This is a genomic window from Pantoea sp. BL1 (assembly GCF_000963985.1).
Taxonomy (GTDB): domain Bacteria; phylum Pseudomonadota; class Gammaproteobacteria; order Enterobacterales; family Enterobacteriaceae; genus Pantoea; species Pantoea rwandensis_B.
Genome location: NZ_JZRH01000040.1, coordinates 1 through 18,978, shown reverse-complemented (window position 1 = coordinate 18,978; position 18,978 = coordinate 1). Strand labels below are relative to the sequence as shown.

16 protein-coding genes and 1 pseudogene are annotated in these 18,978 nt (G+C 53.0%); 2 read left to right on the top strand and 15 right to left on the bottom strand.

Annotation, left to right across the window (positions count from 1 at the left end; translation table 11 throughout):
* Window positions 1–99: 99 nt before the first annotated feature.
* On the bottom strand, window positions 100–306 hold the full coding sequence (locus VH86_RS25790) for a hypothetical protein (RefSeq protein WP_156150601.1): 207 nt from the start codon (window positions 304–306) through the stop codon (window positions 100–102).
* Window positions 307–452: 146 nt separating this feature from the next.
* Here VH86_RS25790 and VH86_RS18300 point away from each other — a divergent pair, with 146 nt between their 5' ends.
* Window positions 453–1,757: an MFS family transporter gene (locus VH86_RS18300; protein ID WP_045815836.1), complete on the top strand. Its 1,305-nt coding sequence runs from the start codon at window positions 453–455 to the stop codon at window positions 1,755–1,757.
* Here the strand turns inward: VH86_RS18300 and VH86_RS18295 are convergent, their stop codons facing one another.
* From VH86_RS18295 to trxC, 6 genes are all read right to left on the bottom strand, one after another.
* Complete coding sequence (locus VH86_RS18295; RefSeq protein WP_038645257.1) at window positions 1,758–2,078, bottom strand: YfiM family lipoprotein; 321 nt, start codon at window positions 2,076–2,078, stop codon at window positions 1,758–1,760.
* Between the two features lie 3 nt (window positions 2,079–2,081).
* Entirely contained in the window at window positions 2,082–3,437 is a 1,356-nt protein-coding gene (gene pssA / locus VH86_RS18290) for a CDP-diacylglycerol--serine O-phosphatidyltransferase (protein ID WP_045833727.1), read from the bottom strand.
* A gap of 122 nt (window positions 3,438–3,559) precedes the next feature.
* Window positions 3,560–6,211 (bottom strand): bifunctional acetate--CoA ligase family protein/GNAT family N-acetyltransferase, encoded by a 2,652-nt coding sequence (locus VH86_RS18285; RefSeq protein WP_045833726.1) that lies wholly within the window; start codon window positions 6,209–6,211, stop codon window positions 3,560–3,562.
* A 43-nt stretch (window positions 6,212–6,254) separates the two neighbouring features.
* Entirely contained in the window at window positions 6,255–7,025 is a 771-nt protein-coding gene (locus tag VH86_RS18280) for a YaeF family permuted papain-like enzyme (RefSeq protein ID WP_045833725.1), read from the bottom strand.
* Window positions 7,026–7,110: 85 nt separating this feature from the next.
* On the bottom strand, window positions 7,111–7,803 hold the full coding sequence (locus tag VH86_RS18275) for a tRNA-uridine aminocarboxypropyltransferase (protein WP_038645265.1): 693 nt from the start codon (window positions 7,801–7,803) through the stop codon (window positions 7,111–7,113).
* A gap of 76 nt (window positions 7,804–7,879) precedes the next feature.
* Window positions 7,880–8,299, bottom strand: coding sequence for a thioredoxin TrxC (gene trxC, locus VH86_RS18270; protein WP_038645267.1), 420 nt, complete (start codon window positions 8,297–8,299; stop codon window positions 7,880–7,882).
* A 156-nt stretch (window positions 8,300–8,455) separates the two neighbouring features.
* On the opposite strand from trxC, the gene VH86_RS18265 reads away from it, so the two are divergent.
* Window positions 8,456–9,574, top strand: coding sequence for a tRNA/rRNA methyltransferase (locus VH86_RS18265; RefSeq protein ID WP_045833724.1), 1,119 nt, complete (start codon window positions 8,456–8,458; stop codon window positions 9,572–9,574).
* Window positions 9,575–9,613: 39 nt separating this feature from the next.
* On the opposite strand, the gene emrB is transcribed toward VH86_RS18265, so the two are convergent.
* The 8 genes and pseudogenes from emrB to VH86_RS18225 form a co-directional block, all read right to left on the bottom strand.
* Window positions 9,614–11,152 carry a multidrug efflux MFS transporter permease subunit EmrB gene (gene emrB / locus VH86_RS18260; RefSeq protein WP_156149368.1) on the bottom strand — a complete coding sequence of 513 codons (1,539 nt, stop codon included), beginning with the start codon at window positions 11,150–11,152 and terminating at the stop codon, window positions 9,614–9,616.
* A gap of 14 nt (window positions 11,153–11,166) precedes the next feature.
* Window positions 11,167–12,339: a multidrug efflux MFS transporter periplasmic adaptor subunit EmrA gene (emrA, locus tag VH86_RS18255; protein ID WP_045833728.1), complete on the bottom strand. Its 1,173-nt coding sequence runs from the start codon at window positions 12,337–12,339 to the stop codon at window positions 11,167–11,169.
* Between the two features lie 149 nt (window positions 12,340–12,488).
* Entirely contained in the window at window positions 12,489–13,019 is a 531-nt protein-coding gene (gene mprA / locus VH86_RS18250) for a transcriptional repressor MprA (protein ID WP_034825472.1), read from the bottom strand.
* Between the two features lie 655 nt (window positions 13,020–13,674).
* Window positions 13,675–14,670 (bottom strand): glycine betaine/L-proline ABC transporter substrate-binding protein ProX, encoded by a 996-nt coding sequence (gene proX / locus VH86_RS18245; protein WP_038645275.1) that lies wholly within the window; start codon window positions 14,668–14,670, stop codon window positions 13,675–13,677.
* A 63-nt stretch (window positions 14,671–14,733) separates the two neighbouring features.
* The gene (gene proW, locus VH86_RS18240) at window positions 14,734–15,954 is read right to left on the bottom strand and encodes a glycine betaine/L-proline ABC transporter permease ProW (protein WP_038645277.1); all 1,221 of its coding nucleotides are present in this window, start codon (window positions 15,952–15,954) and stop codon (window positions 14,734–14,736) included.
* Window positions 15,951–17,147: a glycine betaine/L-proline ABC transporter ATP-binding protein ProV gene (gene proV, locus VH86_RS18235; protein WP_045833723.1), complete on the bottom strand. Its 1,197-nt coding sequence runs from the start codon at window positions 17,145–17,147 to the stop codon at window positions 15,951–15,953. The genes proW and proV overlap by 4 nt, the downstream gene beginning before the upstream one ends.
* 412 nt (window positions 17,148–17,559) lie before the next feature.
* Window positions 17,560–18,519, bottom strand: coding sequence for a class 1b ribonucleoside-diphosphate reductase subunit beta (gene nrdF, locus VH86_RS18230; protein WP_038649925.1), 960 nt, complete (start codon window positions 18,517–18,519; stop codon window positions 17,560–17,562).
* A gap of 8 nt (window positions 18,520–18,527) precedes the next feature.
* A pseudogene (locus VH86_RS18225) lies at window positions 18,528–18,978 on the bottom strand (ribonucleotide-diphosphate reductase subunit alpha); the annotation flags it as partial.

Sequence of the window (18,978 nt, the reverse complement as noted above, 5' to 3'; positions counted from 1 at the left end):
AAGTGAAGAAACCCTGAACGAAAGTTCAGGGTTTTTTTACGTCTGTAGCCAGGGGATTTTACGTCTGAAATTCAGCCAGCCCCGCAAAAATTGCCCTGCTTACTGACCCGTTCTTAGCCAGTTTTCGATAAAATCAGCCACGCTAAGCGGATGATTAATATCAAGAAGAGGGCGGTCGATCGTTAATTTCTCATCGCTGGCCATCGCAATCACATATTCATCCAGTAAATCAGCCACTTCACCTTTGACACCACGCCGCCACAGCGCGATTTTAGGTACAGGTTCATCTTTGAAGCCTTCAACCAGTACTGAAAAATCGCCCTGATTTCACCCCAAAATCCCTTACTAATCACAAATTAGCACCTTCAACGTCATCCAATTCCCGAAACCGCCCAACACGTGCTTTACTGAATCCTTTGGCATTAATTTATCGCAAGGAAATGAGGTAAGACATGACCGACTCACTACAACAAAAAGTGGCACCATCTGAATCAACGATAAACAGCAAACAGCGCATCTGGGCGATTGTGGGCGCATCATCAGGCAATCTGGTCGAATGGTTCGACTTTTACGTTTACTCCTTTTTCTCACTCTATTTCGCGCATGTATTCTTCCCCGCAGGTGATACCACCACGCAGTTACTGCAAACCGCAGGCGTATTCGCCGCTGGATTTTTGATGCGTCCGATTGGTGGCTGGTTATTTGGCTATATAGCCGATCGCCATGGACGTAAAAACTCAATGCTGATTTCTGTCTGCATGATGTGTTTAGGATCCCTGGTGATCGCTTGCCTGCCAGGATACGGCGAAATTGGCGTGGCGGCACCAGTGATCCTGCTGCTGGCGCGTATGTTTCAAGGGTTGTCAGTAGGCGGAGAGTATGGCACCAGCGCCACTTATATGAGTGAAGTCGCTTTAGAAGGGCGTAAAGGTTTTTATGCTTCATTCCAGTACGTGACACTGATTGGCGGCCAGCTGTTAGCCGTGCTCACCGTAGTGGTGCTGCAACAGATCCTCAGCGACGAAGAGTTGCGCAACTGGGGCTGGCGCATCCCCTTCTTCCTCGGTGCCGTGCTGGCCGTTGTCGCACTGTGGCTGCGTCGCTCACTGAATGAAACCTCCGAGAAAAAGAATCGTGAACATAAAGATGCGGGCAGCGTTATGGGTTTGCTGCGCAATCACTCACGCGCGTTTCTGATGGTATTGGGCTTTACTGCCGGCGGTTCACTGAGCTTCTATACCTTCACCACCTATATGCAAAAGTATCTGGTCAATACGGCGGGGATGGATGCACGCAGCGCCAGTGGATTGATGACAGCCGCATTATTCGTCTTCATGCTGATTCAGCCGATCGTCGGGGCGCTGTCAGATAAGATCGGTCGTCGATCTTCGATGATGATCTTTGGTGCGGGGGCAGCGATCTGTACCGTACCGATCCTGATGATGCTGCAAAATGTGCAGAGCAGTTGGGCTGCATTTGCGTTGATTATGCTGGCGCTAATTATCACCAGTTTCTATACCGCTATCAGCGGCATCCTGAAAGCGGAGATGTTCCCACCAGAAGTGCGCGCGCTAGGCGTCGGCTTATCTTATGCAGTGGCTAATGCGATCTTTGGTGGTTCGGCCGAGTATGTCGCTTTACTGCTGAAGAAAGAGGGGATTGAAACCAGTTTCTTCTGGTATGTGTCGGCGATGGGGGCGTTGGCCTTCGTTATTTCCCTGATGCTCCATCGCAAAGGGAAGGGCATTACACTGTGATTATTGGCTTAAATTCCACAGGGCAACGCCAGTGGCCGCTCCCGCCACGTCATAGCTAAGATCTTTCCAACTCCAGCCGCTCCCCGAAGAGCGGCTGTCATATAACTCTTTTCCTACGCCAAAACTCAGCGAGAACAAAAAGCCAAAACGTAAATTTTGTCCACGGCTTTGATGCTGGTGTTGGGAGATTTCGCTGCCGGCAGCGGCTAGCACGGCAGAAGAGAAGAAGTGTTCGGCTTTGTCCTTACCGGTCCAGTTATCTTGTGCCACATGCGCACATCCACTACAAAGTAAAACTACGCAGAGGATGAGCGCACGCATCGGCTAGAGTAAGCGACTGATAAGACGGTCAATACGGATACGGCGTAGACGACGGATTAACTTACGTACTTTCGCCGGATAGTCAGAAATACTCTCTAATTCGCGGAAGTGCTGAACCGTCGTGGTATGTTCACGAATCAGCGTCAGCTCTTTCTCGCGCTGCTCTGCCAGCTCATGCTTAGGATCGTGGATCAGCACCGCATTTTCCAAATCCAGTCGCCAGGCGCGCGGATTGAGGTTATTGCCGGTAATCATCATCCACTCGTCATCCACCCAAATACCTTTCAGGTGATAACTGTTTTCGCCGTCTTTCCACAGACGCACGGTCAACTGGCCGTTATTGACGTAATACTGCAAACGGCTCAGAAAGCGTCGCAGGTTGATCTCATATAGATAGGGCAGTGCGCCGATAATTTTAAACGGCTGCTCAGGCGGGATGTAGAAATCATTGGCGGTTTTATCGCCCACGATGATCTCCACCTCTTTACCCTGACGCAGCAGATGGATCAGATTACGCACCAGGATCGCAGGCAGGTTGAAGTAAGGCGTGCACAGCGTAAGTTTACGCTCTGCGCACGGCATCAAATGGAAGATGGTTTTATTGAGCAGACTGCGTTTGCCAAGGCCCACCAGCGGCGTGACCGCCAGTGACTCATTGTCAGCATTCCCCGCGAACTGGTAATTAAAACTGCGCAAATCCTGACGGAACTGGCGTGTTTCGTTCTTAATTTCAGGGCTGGATGGACGCTCAGTCTGGTCAAGGCGATTAACCGCATCGGACTGCTTGAGATTTTCGCAAATCCACGCGTACATGGTGTCCGCCAATTGTGGATTACGGATTAACTGATAGCGATCATAGCGATATTTATCATGCTGATGCAGATAAACATCATTCAGGCTGGCGCCGCTGTACAGCAAGGTGTCATCAATGATGAAGCCTTTCAGATGCAGTACGCCAAGTGCTTCACGCGTGTTAACGGGAATGCCATACACTGGAATAGCGATATCGGGATGCTGTGCTGCCATCTCGCAGTACCAGTCCGCGTTGGTCAGTCCACGAGCGGCGCCAATTCGGCCACGCTGCGCGCGATGCCAATCCACCAGAATACTGATATCCAGCTCCGGACGTGCCTGACGCGCAGCATAGAGCGCCTGCATGATGCCACGCCCGCCGTCGTCGTTCTCGAGATAGAGCGCGGCGATACAGATGCGTTTTTCAGCCGCAGCGATTTTCGTCAGCAGGGTCTCACGGAACTCGGCAGGCGAGTAAAGCGTGGTCACATCCGACACGGATTGTGACAGTTTAGGCAGCTGTGCGAGGTGTTGTTGGTGTTTATTACGTTTAAATTTAGACAACATCACAGTGCACTTCTTCTCTGTTCATTGCATGGCCTTTTGCCATCAAATCATGATCCTAACGGTAAATAATAACACCAACCGGCCTGATAAGGAGGATTTTTACCTTTCTGTACAGGATATCATCACGCCTCACCGAGCGGTAAATTCAGGCTGACAATGCCATCATCCAATTGAATATTCACACGAAAATTCAGTTTTCGTGCCAGCGTAATCATGCCGGTGTTGTGTGGCATGGTGATACCGTTCAATTGTTGCAGACCATGATCGCGCGTATAGCGGATCATCTTTTCCAGCAGTCGTCTGCCCATCCCGAGTCCTTTCAGATCGGAGCGCACCAGCACCGAAAACTCCGCATCAATGTTATCGGCATCCGAGATCGCACGCGTCACACCAATAATCTCGTCATTCCCGTCGTGCTGTCGTACAGCAACAATGGCCATCTCTCGGTCATAGTCGATTTGGGTCATGTTGGCGAGATCCTCATGCGTGAACTCATTGATCTCACTGAAATAACGATAATAGAGATCTTCCTTCGTTACCTGAGCGATAAACGCGCGCAGTTGCGGTTCATCTTCCGGCAGGATCGGGCGGAACAGGCAATGTTGTCCATCTTTCAACTGCACCTGCTCTTCAAGGTGGTGTGGATAAGGGCGAATCGCCAGGCGTGCTTCGTTATCACCGGTAAATGGCGCGAGCTGCAGTGTGACATCCAGCAAGGTGAATTCATTCGCGGAGGCCAGCAGCGGATGGATATCCAGCCGCTGGATCTCCGGGCAATCCACCACCAGGTTAGAAACCTGCACCAGAAGCTGGCTCAATCCCGCAATATCCAGTGGACGCAACGCACTGCGACTGCGCACTTTGCCGCTCTTCATCGCCTGAATCACCAGGTAACGCGCTAGCGTCATATTCAACGGGGGTAATGCCACTGCAGCCTGCTTATCCGGTTGCCACTCCACTCCGCCTTCACCCAGCATGATAATCGGACCAAACAACAAATCTTGTTCCACCACCACGCGTAATTCTTGTGCGCCGGCACGGTTTGCCATGCTTTGCACCAGTAAGCCATCGATACGCGCTTGTGGATGTGTATTGCGCACACGATCAAAAATCGCCTCAGCGGCCAGCTCAACTTCCGCAGCGCTGCGCAGATAAAGCATTACCCCCTGAACTTCAGACTTGTGTGGTATATCCGGTGAACGCAGCTTGAGTGCCACGGGGTAGCCAATCTGGTCGGCAATGCTGGCCGCTTCGCGACTGTCACTCGCAATCCAGGTCGGCAGCGTTGCTAATCCATAGGCTTGTAGCACCGGCTGGACTTCGTGGGTATCCAGAGTGTTAATACCCTGGTCCAGCGCTTGTTGAATCAACTGGTGCGCCTGCGCGCTGTTTTGCGTCAGGCCGACCGGCAAGGCGGGTGTTTCACGCAGTTGTTTTTGGTTACGGCGATACTCTACCTGATGCATAAATGCGGTTACGGTACCTTCCGGTGTGCGCCAGGTGGGGATTCCGGCCTGAGTGAAAGCACGACGAGCGGCTTGTGACGAGTATTCGCCACACCAGTTAGTGAGCAGTGTTACCTGCTTGCCGCGCGGATGTTTTGCCACGGCCGCGATAATTTGTTCGGCCGTTTCGCTGGCGGGAGACACGGCGCTCGGGGCATGGATAATCATTAATGCATCGAGTTCATGGCTATCCAGTAGTTGTTCTATGCAGGCAACATAGCGGGCTGGTGTGGCATCGTCCTTGAGATCCAGCGGATTACCGCGGCCAACGCCTTCCGGTAACAACGCGGCCAGGGCTTGTAAGGTCTCATTACTCAGCGTAGCCAGCTTTCCATTACGCGCGTACAGCTCATCCAGTGCTAAGGCTGCGGGGGCTGCGCCGTTGCTGATGATCATTAAACGATCACCGCGCAAGGGGCGCATATGGCTCAGCGATTCCACCGCTGAAAACAGTTCATGCGTGTCCTGTACACGTAGCAAACCGGCACGCTGAATCGCGGCATCCCATGCGGCATCCAGCCCGCTGAGTGTGCCAATCATCGCTTGTGCCTGATGGCTGCGACCGCTTTTGATCACCAGAATCGGTTTATTGCGTGAGGCGCTACGAGAGGCCGAAACAAAACGGCGCGCATCACTGAGATGCTCAAGATAAAGCAAAATAGCGCTGGTTTTGCCGTCACGCGCCAGGAAATCCAGTAAATCATCAACATCAATATCCAGACTGTCGCCCAAAGCGATAAACCAGGAGAAGCCGAGATTGCGCTGCTGAGCCCAATCAAGAATGGTGTTGGAGACCGCCGCGGATTGAGAAATAAAGGCAATGCGTCCTTTTGCGATCGGCACCGGCGAGAAGCTGGCGTTTAATCCTTGCCAGGGGGCCAGCAATCCCAGACTGTTCGGGCCGAGCAGGCGAATTTGCCACTGGCTGGCACAGGCTTTCAATTCTTCCAACTGACTGGCGGGCGCGGAGAGAATGATGCAGGCTTTGCAGCCTTTTTCACCCAACTGCTGCAGCAGTTCCAGATTGCGTTTGGCATGAGTACAGATAATGGCGAGATCGGGCGCGAACGGCAGGCTGGCAATATCCGCCCAGGCCAGCACACCGCTCACGGCTTTATACTTCGGCGTGACCGGCAGTACCGGACCGCTAAATCCGCCTGCCAGCAAATTACGCATCATAAAGTAGCCGGCGCGCCCCGGTGTAACTGACGCACCAATCACCGCGATTGATTTAGGTCGTAACAGTGCTTCCAGTCCGCGTTGACTCATCATCCGCTCCCGACATCAAGATTGGCATGATTGTAAACGCTTTTTACTCTGCTTGCCGACTCGCCGATCGCAGGCTGAGGATCTCTTTAAGGTTCCAGCGCTTTAAATGGCCGATGTACTGCATATTCTGCTCGCTATGCCATGCTGAGATATCTCCATCACGCAGATGCATGAGATCAGCTGGACTGACCCAGCTCGCTTGTCCCTGAAGTAGCTCGACGCCTGCATGGCGATATCCTGCGATGACGAATTCTGAGCAGAAGAAGCGATTGGCTTGAGGATCGTCAACGTCGGCGAGTTGCACGCGCGCTAATGCAGTGAGACAGGCACTGCGTAGATTTTCATGCATCAGCGGCAGCTCGCAGACGCGGCGCGAAACCATAAACGGCATGAACATCACGATACCTTTGAAATTGTATTTTTTGCCTTGTTGCTGGTGGGCAAATTCGCGCAACAGCGAGCTTTGGTCATGAGTGAGGCTGGGCACGCGTAGCACCAACAAATTATTACTCTCCTCAATAGCCTGTTGCAGCGGAATGATTTTGACACCACTGCCCACGGCTTCCGCCACTTGTCGATCACCCAGATAGATTGCGGCATGGCTGACACCGCTGAAGCTGATCAAGCGAATGCCCCAGGATTGAGGCGAGGTGGCGGAGGAGAGCAGCAAATCACCGGGCTGCAATTCAGCAACACTAATGATGCCACCAGGGCGTGTGCTAACGGATTGTAACTGCAGTGGGTAAGGGCGGTCAGTTTGCGGGGCCGTGCTGCAGCCCGCTATCAGCAGCACAACAAGCCACCAGACTTTCATAGCGCATCATCCTTATGTTGGGAGCCAACTCCATGGCGATGTGCGACTATAAATCAAACGGACAAGTTAAAAAATCAGGCGATCCCTACAGCACGCTTTCCTGATAGTGCACCGGATGATGCGGCTTGCCTGCCAGATAAGCGTGACGGAAATGCTCAAAATGCTGCTGTAACGCGCTTGCTGCTTCAACATCTCCCGCCTGTTCCAGCAGCGCGGCGGCCACTTCAGCGGTACAGTGCTGGCCCTCGCCGTGCGCTTCCCGCAGCGTGTAGCGCGACGGTGTGGAAACGTTGAGTGACATCACCGGGAACGCATCCAGCCAGGGGCTTTTGCGGAACATTTTGCGGGCTTCGGTCCAGGTGCCATCCAGCATAATAAATAGCGGTGGTTTGCCGGTGAGCGGAGGTGTGGTGAGCACTTCCCTGCCTGCATCGGCATACGAGCCCGGAAACACCACCAGTGGCTGATACTCGTCCGTTTTCACTGCGGCGAGCATCGCGTCATCAGGTTCGGTGCGTGACCAGCCAAATGCCAGCGTATCAGGCAGGATATCGGCGATCAGGCGTCCCGTATTACTGGGTTTCATTGGCTCGGTATCGAACATCACCAGACAAAAACGGCTGCGTGCTTGCTGCGGCTGCAGGGTGGCGCACAGGCAGTTTTTTTGCGGCAGCAGACAACGCTGGCAGCGCAACACGCGATTGCCACGAGCAAGAAACGGGCGCGTAGCGCGTGCTAAACGTTGCGCACGTAAGCGCAGAACGGCATTTTCAGACATAGAATCGCAGACAGGAAAAACGCCAGTTTAATAGAAGGCTAACGGCAAGGCCAGCACAGGGGCTGGCCTGAAGTGCTTAAAGTGATTCGTCGAGCCACTCATTAAACGGCGCTTTGGGCATTGCCCCGTTTAACATGTCGACCATCTCACCCTTTTTGAACACCATAATGGTCGGGATACTGCGGATGCGGAAGCGTGAGCTGAGTGCCGGTTCGGCTTCCGTGTTCACTTTCACAAAGCGCACTTTACCGCGGCGTTCGTCAGCGACATCCTTAAAAACAGGCGCGAAGTTCACGCAAGGGCCGCACCATGGCGCCCAGAAGTCGATCACCACGGGCAGATCGTCCTGCAAATATTTATCCAGCGTGGCCGCAGTGGCATTCACGACTTCACCATTGAAAAGCTCGTCGCCACAGCGACCACACTTGGCGCCATCGGCAATACGTTCCTCGGGAACGCGGTTAGTTGCCTGACAGGAGGCACATACAGTATTCATCGTCACCTCAAACCGGACCTGTAAATGTTATGATTGCCGAACATTATGAAAAGGTTGAGTGCTATGCTCAATCTGGATTGCCCAATAGGTTCAATAGTTGATAGCTAAGCTCCAGCACATCAGGTAATCTTCGCGCTCTCAATGCAGGAGGAACAAATGAACGACGAATTTAAAGGCAAAAGCGGCAAGGTAAAAGTGATGTATGTACGTGATGAGGATGCTGGCCAAAAGCCAAATCCCCGTACCGGCAAAGGCGGCCGTCCTGCTGCGCGCCAGGAAGATAATCGTCGTTCTGGTCCTCGTACTGCACGTAATAATGAAGAAGGTGGCCGCAGCAGTGCTGGTGGTCGCGGAACGCCAGCGCGTGATGCACGCAACAGCGAACGCGGTCGCAGCTTTGGTGGTCGAGACAATCGTAGTGATGACAACCGCAGCTTCGGTGATTCACCGTGGCGCACCGTTTCACGCCCACCGGTAGCGGACGATAGCCAGATTGATGAGGCAGGCAGCAACAAACCGGTCATCGACCCCGAGCAGATTCGCCGTCAGCGTCAGGAAGAGACGCGCGTTTACGGTGAAAATGCCTGCCAGGCGCTGTTTGCCAGCCGTCCAGAGAGTATCGTGCGTGCCTGGTTTATCCAGAGCGTCACTCCGCGCTTCCGCGAAACGCTGCGCTGGTTAGCGGCCAACCGTAAAGCCTACCACGTGGTGGATGATGCCGAGCTGACTAAGGCTTCAGGCACCGAACACCACGGCGGCGTGTGCTTCATCATCAAGAAGCGTATGGGCATGGAAGTCTCTGAGTGGCTGAAAAAAGCCGATACTAAGGATTGCGTGCTGGCTTTGGAAGATGTCAGCAACCCGCATAACCTTGGTGGCATCATGCGTAGCTGCGCGCACTTCGGCGTGAAAGGTTTGCTGGTTAACGATGCTTCACTGCTGGAGTCTGGCGCCGCTGTGCGCACGGCCGAGGGCGGTGCTGAGCATGTGCAGGCCATCAGTGGTGAAAGTTTTGCCAGCGGTCTGGAAGCTTTCCGCAAAGCGGGTTACACCATTGTGACGACTTCAAGCCATGAAGGCACGCCGCTGGCGAAAGCTGAGCTGCCAGCCAAAATGGTTCTGGTACTGGGCCAGGAGCGTGAAGGTCTGTCCGACAGCGCCTTCCAGCAGGGTGATATCAGCCTGTCGATTGGCGGTACCGGCAACGTCGAGAGTCTTAACGTCTCCGTTGCGACCGGCATTCTGCTTGCCGAATGGTGGCGCCAGAACGCATAAATGAAAACGGGCCGAAAGGCCCGTTTTTGTTTCTACTCTTTAGTGCGCTCCACCGCCGCCACCGCCCGCACCAAATGGCGGACGTGCAAACCACACCAGAACCAGCAAGATCAAAAACACTCCCGCTGATGCCCAGAAGATCTCATTCGCTGAGATAATCAGGCCCTGATTGGTAATTTGCTGTGCAATGTAGGCTGAAGCTTGCTGCTGCGTCATGCCCAAGCTTTGCAGTTGGTCATACATCTGCTGCGAATTCGGATTGAAGGGATTCACCGATTCCGACAGGTAGCTGTGGTGCATCGATTCGCGATCCGTCCACATGGTGGTGGTGATCGACGTACCGATTGAACCGGCCAGCGTACGCACAAAGTTCGACAGGCTTGATGCTGCTGCCATACGCTCTGGCGGCAAGCCTGACAGCGTAATGGTGGTCAGTGGCATAAAGAAGCAGGCCACGGCAAAGCCCTGAATAAACTGCGGCCATGCCGACGCACCAAAATCCATCCCCGGCTCAAACGTATACGCGCGCCAGTAGAAACAGACGGCGTACATGATAAAGCTGAAGGTCACCAGCCGCCGCATGTCTAGCTTGTGGGCAAAGCGACCAATGATCGGCGACAGGATGACCGGAATGATGCCGACCGGCGCTGACGCCAAACCTGCCCAGGTGGCGGTGTAGCCGTATACCTCCTGCAGCAACTGGGGCAGCAACACGATCGAGCCGAAGTAAAGCATGTAAGCCAGACTGATCGACAAACAGCCGATGGTGAAGTTGCGCTTTTTAAACAGCGACAAATCGACAATCGGATGGTCGTCCGTTAGCTCCCACACCAACAGCACCGCCAGCGCCACCACGGCGACTACCGTGAGTACAATGATCTCCGTGGAGCCAAACCAGTCGAGTTCTTTACCTCGGTCGAGCATCACCTGCAGCGAACCAATCCCCACCACCAACAGCACCAGGCCGACGATATCAATCGGTCGGATTTCGGTTTTGGTTTCGCGTCCTCGCAGGGTTTGCAGAGTCAGCGCGACGACGACCACACCAATCGGAACGTTGATAAAGAAGATCCAACCCCAGTGGTAGTTATCACTGATCCAGCCGCCTAAAATCGGGCCGCAGATCGGGGCCACGATCACCGTCATCGCCCACAGCGAGAGCGCCACGCTGCGCTTGGCTGGCGGGTAGTTGTTCAGTAGCAAACTTTGCGACAGTGGAATCAACGGACCGGCGACCACACCCTGGATGATACGGAAGAAGATCAGCATCTCCAGACTCTCTGACATGCCGCAGGCCCATGAGGCCAGCACAAACAGAATGGTCGACCAGGTAAATAGCTTCACTTCACCGATACGTTTGGCTAACCAACCGGTAATCGGTATCGAGATGGCGTTTGCCACCCCGAATGAGGTAATTACCCAGGTGCCCTGTGAGTTCGAGGCACCAAGGTTACCGGCGATCGTCGGGATCGCCACGTTAGCAATGGTGGAGTCGAGAACCTGCATAAACGTCGCCAGGGATAAGGCGATGGTCATCAGGACTAACGGCGCACCTTCAAGCGGTTTTTGTGCCATCACAGCCTCCCGCGGAATTAATCGGCGTTGGCACGAACGATATCAGTAATCAGCTTGTTAACCGGCGCGAGGTCGATTGCCAATGCGTTACTTTCATACGCCGCTTGTGGACGCACGCTACTGGCCAGTGTGGCCCCGTCTTTGTTTTGGGTATCCACTTTGACTAAGGTGGAGAGACCAATACGCAGCGGATGTTCAGCCACCTGTTGCGGGTCCAGCTCAATACGCACCGGTAAACGCTGAACCACTTTGATCCAGTTACCTGTCGCATTCTGTGCCGGCAGCAGAGAGAAGGCGCTACCCGTGCCCATATCCAGGCCGACAACTTTACCGTGATACTCCACGTCATCACCGTAAATATCACTGACCACGGTCGCAGGTTGACCGATACGCACACCAGAGAGCTGAGTCTCTTTAAAGTTGGCATCTATCCACAAGTTAGTCGCCGGTACCACCGCCAGCAGTGGGGTGCTGGTGGAGATCTGCGAACCGACCTGGACGCTACGACGCGAAATATAGCCATCAATCGGGCTACGAATTTCGGTACGTTGCAATGCCAGCCATGCATCACGCAGTTCGGCAGCACTTTGTTTAACGGCCGGTTGCTGTTCCAGATTGGTATTCAGGATCATCGCCTGGTTCGCGTTGTACTGCTGCACGGCGACATCAAGTTGCGCTTTCGCCGTGGCCACGGCATCACGTGAGTGTTGCAGTTCTTCACGACCAATCAGGTTTGACGCACCCAGCGGCTCACGACGTTTCAGATCGGCTTCAGCCTGATCCAGAGCGGTCTGTTGCAGCTTGATGGTGGCCTGATACTGCTTGCCGTTGATCATCAATTGATGCGTCTGGCGGACGCTGGTGGCCAGTGCAGTCTGCGCTTTTTCAAACGCCTGCTCCGCATCGGTTTTATCCAGCGACACCAGAATGTCGCCTTTTTTCACGAAGTCAGTGTCATCGAACCAGACTTTATTCACGCTGCCGGAAACCTGTGCCATCACCTGCACCTGGTTACCTGCCACATAGGCGTCATCGGTTTCCTGGAAATGGCGCAGCACCAAATACCAGTAAGCCAGATACGCCACCCCAATCAATACAAACACGATAGCCAGCAGGATCAGCACACCTTTGCGCTTCTTCTTTTTATTCGCTGGCTGTTGCGGGCTTTGCGCTTCCGCGGTCGCACTCATGTTGTTCTCCACGTTTTCCATTTAGCCGGGCTGTGTTGATCCATCAACACGGTTTCCCGAGTCGAAAAAGCCAGCGTATGAGACGCTGGCCGGATAAAAGGGGATTAAAATAGCGATTTCGGAAGGTGATTGTGTCGCACTTCTTGCTATTAGCGCGACAGGGAAGCGATAACCTGATCTTCATCCATTTTATCAAGACGGTTAAGCAGCTTACGCGTAATCGCTTCCAGCTGATCCTGCTCGGATGTTGAGAGCGAAGACCACAGGTACTGCAGGCTCTGATGCTGTGGCGGCAGCAGCTGACGTAAGAATTCGTTACCTTTTTCTGTCAGGTGCAGATGCAGGCAGCGACGGTCATTATCGCTCTCGCGGCGCTCAATCCAGCCACGTTTTTCCAGCTCATCAGCAATACGTGTTGCATTAGTACGTGAGGAACCCAGCGCAGAACTCAGTTCAGAAGGCTGGATGCTCTGGTTTTCTTGCGCATCAAGTGTGATCAGCGCCATGAATAAGGTCTCGTTAATTCCCTGCGCCTTCAACATCTTGTTGCGGTTATCCAGCAGTTTTCCCTGCATATGCATGCACAGACGAGTCAGGATGATTTCCTGCAACGGAAAATCTTTATGGCGGTTAGCACGGATGTTCAGCATCTGTTCAATGGGAGTAAACGAACTTTCCATTTTAAAAAAAACCTCTTAGTTGCAACTGGTATAGTAAGGATGGTGACAGATTAAGCGTAGTCATATTTTCAGCCAGTGATTGTTCGCACGATCACATTGTCAACATCTGGCGTTCCAGGTCGTTCCATAACCTTGGGCAGTTCGCCCTGACAATTTGCCACGCTGGATGGTTAGATTGTCATCAATTCGCATCATGAAATATTTTTAAGAAAAAATAATTTCGAGAGAAAAAATAACTCTGGTGAATAACTGTGCTGCTAACCATAACAAACTCAATCATCAATGAATAGTCTCACTCACGTGATTGGGTGGGTCTTTACGCTTTCTAAACACTTTCGCTGCGGATATTACATCACCAAATCAATGGGTTAATTAACTAAACTGTAACATTTACGGTATCAATACCGTACCAGTTAAAATGATGAATTGCATTCGTTGAGAGGATCTAACCTCAGATAGTGCAGAGATGCGTCTCGGCTTAGCCATATTCACAGCGGAAGAAAAACGAAGATAATCATTTGTGGTTAATAGTAACCCAAAAAATTATTTCAATGGTGTGTTAATTGACAGGACGTACCAGTGCGCTATAACGCACAAAATGTGCGGGGATGGTGGAGAAGAGCGACCAAAAGGCCGCTCTATAAGGGAAAGAGGATTACTTCGCCGCAGCCTGTGCGTCAGAAACCCACTTATCAAACTCGGCCTGATGGCCTTTGATCCAGCCGTCTACGTGGCTGTTAATGTCGGCTTCAGACGCGTGGCCCGCATGCATCGCCGCATTCTCCGCATTGATATCAGCCAGTGGCAGCTTCATTTCCGCAAACAGTTTTGCCGCCGCCGGGTTTTTCTCAGCCCAGGCTTTGTTAGCCACGATATGCATGGTGTTGACCGGGAAGCCATAGTTCATGCCGTTAGGCAGTTTGGTATCCACTTTGCTCTGCGCGCCCGGCATGGATGAGAACGGCACCTGCAGCCACACTACATCTTTGCCCGGTTTTAGCACATCACTTACCCAGTAAGGCGTCCAGGTATAATAAAGAATCGGTTTACCCTGTTTGAAGCGGGTAATGGTGTCGGCAATCATCGCCGAGTAGTTGCCCTGGTTGTGCTCAACGGTGTTGCTCAGTTTGAAGGCATCAATCTGGTGGTTAATCACCGCTTCACAGCCCCAGCCTGGTGTACAGCCGGTGAGGTCGGCTTTGCCATCTCCGTTGGTATCAAACAGCTTGGCGATCTTAGGATCTTTTAGCTGTTCAAGATTGGTGATGTGATACTGATCCGCTGTTTTCTTGTCGATCAAATAGCCTTGTGCCGCGCCGGTCACGTAAGTGCCCTCACGGTAGAATTTCTGATCGCCACCGGCAGCGGCGTACATGTCATCATGCAGTGGTTTCCAGTTGGTGGCGATAAAGGTGGCATCACCCGCCGCGATGGTGGTGTAAGCCACGTTGTAATCCACTTCGCTAGGCTTATCGACGGTGTAGCCCAGTTTTTCCAGCGCACGGCTCACCAGCAGCGTCTGGAAAGTCTCTTCGGAAATATTGCTCTGAGCGGGTTTAACCGTAATGCCTTTACCGGGCAGGTCGGCGGCGGACACGTGGGTTGCGGCAAACGTCGTCAGGACGGCGGCGAATAGAGCTGTCTTGCGCATAGTCATTCCTTATTTTACGTGTAGCGTCGGAGACGGACGGCCACGGCGGGCCGTCCAAAGAAATCAGACTTTTTTACTGAAGGGGCGTAATAGCAAGCCAACGGGGCCGGTGTTATACCAGTGGCGACTACCACGGCTGCGGCTGTCACGGCCAACAGATTGTGTCAGGCGGTCAAGAATAATCGCGAGGATAACGATACCGACACCGCCAACACTGGCGAGGCCCATATCCAGGCGACCAATACCGCGCAGGACCATCTGACCAAGACCGCCAACAGCGATCATCGAGGCGATCACCACCATCGACAGTGCCAGCATCAGTGTCTGGTTGACACCCGCCATGATGGTTGGCATCGCCAGCGGCAACTGCACTTTAAACAGCATCTGGCGGGGGCTGGCACCAAAGGACTCGCTGGCTTCAATAAGATCAGCGGGCACCTGTTTAATGCCAAGAATGGTCAGACGGACAATCGGCGGCAACGCAAAGATAATGGTCACCACCACACCAGGCACGTTACCGATACCGAACAGCATCACAATTGGCACCAGGTATACAAAGGCGGGTGTGGTCTGCATCGCATCCAGTAATGGTCGCACAATTCTCGCCGCACGCTCACTGCGCGCCAGCCAGATACCGAGCGGTAATCCAATGATGATGCAGAACAGTAGGGCGGTCAGCACCAGCGCCAGCGTCACCATCGCTTGCGACCAGGCGCCGATCATGCCGATCAGCACCAGTGAAATCAGCGTGGCAATACCCATCGCCGGGCTGGCAATCTGCCAGGCGATCAGCGCAAACAACGCAATCGCAACGGGTGCAGGCAACCCCATCAACAGATTCTGGAAGGCACTGAGGATATAATCCACTGGCACACGAATGCCCTGGAACACCGGGCGGAAATGGTTCACTACCCAATCGATGCCTTCCGTCACCCAACGATCCAGCGGGATCATGGTGTTGTGGAAGGGGTCCATAATATTGAAATGTTCAGGTTTCGGCGCCGGCGCGCTGCTTAGCCAGTCGCTGCTACTGGCCGCCGAGGAGGCCGCATCATGACCTGCACTGGAGGCGGCATCATGGCCTGCACTGGAGGTGGCATCCGAGCCGGTGCTGGAGGCATTGCCCCAGGCATCAGTAGAACCTGAACTGGCACTGCTATCCGCCGGGGCAGCACTCCCGCCCCAGGGATCGCTACTGCTGGCCGCCGCACTCGAATCTGTTGTAGCAGGTTGCGGCGTGGTCTGGCTGGCGCTGTCCCACGGATTGCTGGTTTGTTCACTCATGACTGGGCTCCTTCACGATCTAAAGCGCGCAATAGCATGCTTTTGGAAATAATACCGACGTACTGATTCTCCTCGCCTACCACCGGCACCGCGCAGGGCGCTTGGGCAACGTGGGAGAGCAAATCGTTCAGTGAGGTATCCGCAGGAACCGCTAACGGCGTCTCAAGCAGGGCGCTATCCAGTCCTTCACCCGCGGCCAGTGCTGCTTTAAGTGAATCGGTTGAAACCACGCCGACAAATTTCTGTTTCTCCAGCACATAGCCAAATTCGCGGTCCTCATCCTGCAGCAGTTTGATGGCGGATCGCGGGCCAAAACCGGCCGCTTTACGAATCAGTGCGCCAGCGCTACGACGGGCGATATCCTTAGCGCTAAACACATGGCTGATATCGACACCCCGGAAGAAGGTGCGCACATAATCGTTCGCGGGATTATTCAGAATCTCATCCGGCGTGCCGACCTGAACGACTTCGCCGCCCTGCATGATGGCGATGCGATCGCCAATACGCATCGCTTCGTCGAGATCGTGAGAGATAAACACGATGGTACGCTGATGTTTCGCCTGCAGTTTCACCAACTCATCCTGCATTTCAGTGCGGATAAGCGGATCGAGGGCGGAGAAGGCTTCATCCATCAATAATATATCGGGATTGATTGCCAGCGCGCGGGCTAATCCGACGCGTTGACGCATACCACCAGAGAGTTCATCCGGGTAGGCGTGGGCATAATTATCCAGTCCCACCTGACGCAATGCTTCCAGCGCTTTTTCCTGACGTTCCTGTAACGCCACGCCCGCTAATTCCATGCCGAAGGCGGTATTATTGAGAACCGTCATATGGGGCATTAATGCGAAGGATTGGAATACCATGCTGATCTTATTTCTGCGCACTTCACGCAGTTCAGCATCCGATATTTTCGCAATATCGACACCGTCAATGATCACCTGGCCGCGAGTGGGCTCGATCAGACGATTGAGAAGGCGAACCATGGTGGATTTCCCTGAACCGGAGAGCCCCATGATGACGAAGATCTCGCCTTCTTCAATGGCCAGACTGGCATCTTTTACGCCGACTGAGAGACCGGTTTTCGCCAGAATCGTCTCTTTGCTTTCGCCTTTCTCAATCAGCTTAAATGCCTTTTCGGGGTGATCCCCAAATACCTTATATAAATTCTTTACTTCGAGTTTAATTCCCATGCAGTAATTAATTTCCCGGTTAAATGTTTAGCTATTTCTTGTAATGATCTCGATTAAATTTAAGCGCCCTATAACCTAGCATAGTGAGAATATCTGACAACCCTTGGTGCGGATATTTGGTTGAGCGAGCGTGCGCAGATTGGCGATAATTCCAGTGTTCACAAGGGATGAGGGCGAATCATTTTTTTCTGAATTTTTTGTGAATTTAACCCGCTTTCATGGCAAATGCTCAGTGAAACACGAATAAATTGCGCTTATGTAGACGATATAATGGACGAATGAATGGCGCTAAAATGACAAAATAATGAAGCTGAGAAAGGGAAATAACGGGGGAATATTTGTCAGTCTGAAGAGGAAATATGAAAGCGATGAAAGGGCGCGCTGTGGCGCGCCCTGTGCTGCAGGCCTGAGGCTAGAAATTCCAGTCCTCGTCTTCGGTTTCCACGGCTTTTCCCATCACGTAGGAAGAACCTGAACCGGAGAAGAAATCGTGGTTTTCATCGGCATTCGGTGACAAAGCGGAAAGAATCGCCGGATTCACCGTGGTCAGCTCTGATGGGAACAACGCCTCATATCCCAGATTCATCAATGCCTTGTTGGCGTTATAGTGCAGGAAGGTTTTTACCTCTTCCGCCCAACCGACATCCGCATACAGCGCTTCGGTATACTCCACTTCGTTTTCATACAGCGCCAGCAGCAAATCGATGGCAAATTGCTGCAGCTCTTCACGGCGTGCATCGTCGACTTTTTCCAGTGCCTTCTGGTACTTATAGCCGATGTAATATCCGTGTACCGCTTCATCGCGAATAATCAAACGAATCAAGTCAGCGGTGTTGGTCAATTTGCCACGGCTTGACCAGTACATCGGCAGCCAGAAACCGGAGTAGAACAGGAACGATTCCAGGAACACGCTGGCGATTTTCTTCTTCAGCGGGTCCTCGGCACGATAGTGCTCCAGCACAATCTTCGCCTTGTTCTGCAACGCTTCGTTCTCTTCACTCCAGCGATACGCGGCATCGACATCGGCGGTGTTGCACAGGGTGGAGAAAATCGAACTATAGGAACGCGCATGCACTGCTTCCATAAAGCTGATATTCGACAGCACCGCTTCCTCATGCGGCGTGATGGCGTCTTCCATCAGGCCCGGCGCGCCGATCACGTTTTGGATGGTGTCGAGCAACGTTAACCCGGTAAACACACGGATAGTCAGCTGCTGTTGCTGGTGGTCCAGTGACTGCCATGCAGGCAGATCGTTGGACAACGGCACTTTTTCCGGCAGCCAGAAGTTGCTGGTCAGACGGTTCCACACTTCGAGATCTTTTTCGTCCTGGATACGGTTCCAGTTAATCGCTTGAATTTGTTTAAGTTGCATAGTTTTCATCACAATGAGCAGGAGACGCAGCCCTGCACCTCAGTGCCTTGTAGCGCCATCTGGCGCAGACGAATGTAATAGAGCGTTTTGATGCCTTTCTTCCACGCATAAATTTGCGCTTTGTTGATATCACGCGTGGTGACGTCATCGCGGAAGAACAGTGTCAAAGACAAGCCCTGATCGACGTGTTGTGTGGCTTCGGCGTAGGTATCAATAATCGCTTCCGGGCCAATCTGATACGCATCCTGATAGAGATCCAGGTTGTCATTAGTCATAAACGGCGCCGGATAGTACACGCGGCCGGTTTTGCCCTCTTTGCGGATCTCAATGCGCGACACAATCGGATGAATACTCGAGGTGGCGTGATTGATGTACGAAATTGAACCGGTAGGCGGAACCGCCTGTAAGTTCTGGTTGTACAGGCCATGCTGCATCACTGATTCGCGCAATGCCTGCCAG

Bases quoted from the DNA above. Each gene is read 5' to 3' on its own strand.
- VH86_RS18300 (WP_045815836.1), top strand. From the start codon at position 453: ATGACCGACTCACTACAACAAAAAGTGGCACCATCTGAATCAACGATA.
- VH86_RS18295 (WP_038645257.1), bottom strand. From the start codon at position 2,078: ATGCGTGCGCTCATCCTCTGCGTAGTTTTACTTTGTAGTGGATGTGCG.
- pssA (WP_045833727.1), bottom strand. From the start codon at position 3,437: ATGTTGTCTAAATTTAAACGTAATAAACACCAACAACACCTCGCACAG.
- VH86_RS18285 (WP_045833726.1), bottom strand. From the start codon at position 6,211: ATGAGTCAACGCGGACTGGAAGCACTGTTACGACCTAAATCAATCGCG.
- VH86_RS18280 (WP_045833725.1), bottom strand. From the start codon at position 7,025: ATGAAAGTCTGGTGGCTTGTTGTGCTGCTGATAGCGGGCTGCAGCACG.
- VH86_RS18275 (WP_038645265.1), bottom strand. From the start codon at position 7,803: ATGTCTGAAAATGCCGTTCTGCGCTTACGTGCGCAACGTTTAGCACGC.
- trxC (WP_038645267.1), bottom strand. From the start codon at position 8,299: ATGAATACTGTATGTGCCTCCTGTCAGGCAACTAACCGCGTTCCCGAG.
- VH86_RS18265 (WP_045833724.1), top strand. From the start codon at position 8,456: ATGAACGACGAATTTAAAGGCAAAAGCGGCAAGGTAAAAGTGATGTAT.
- emrA (WP_045833728.1), bottom strand. From the start codon at position 12,339: ATGAGTGCGACCGCGGAAGCGCAAAGCCCGCAACAGCCAGCGAATAAA.
- mprA (WP_034825472.1), bottom strand. From the start codon at position 13,019: ATGGAAAGTTCGTTTACTCCCATTGAACAGATGCTGAACATCCGTGCT.
- proX (WP_038645275.1), bottom strand. From the start codon at position 14,670: ATGCGCAAGACAGCTCTATTCGCCGCCGTCCTGACGACGTTTGCCGCA.
- proW (WP_038645277.1), bottom strand. From the start codon at position 15,954: ATGAGTGAACAAACCAGCAATCCGTGGGACAGCGCCAGCCAGACCACG.
- proV (WP_045833723.1), bottom strand. From the start codon at position 17,147: ATGGGAATTAAACTCGAAGTAAAGAATTTATATAAGGTATTTGGGGAT.
- nrdF (WP_038649925.1), bottom strand. From the start codon at position 18,519: ATGCAACTTAAACAAATTCAAGCGATTAACTGGAACCGTATCCAGGAC.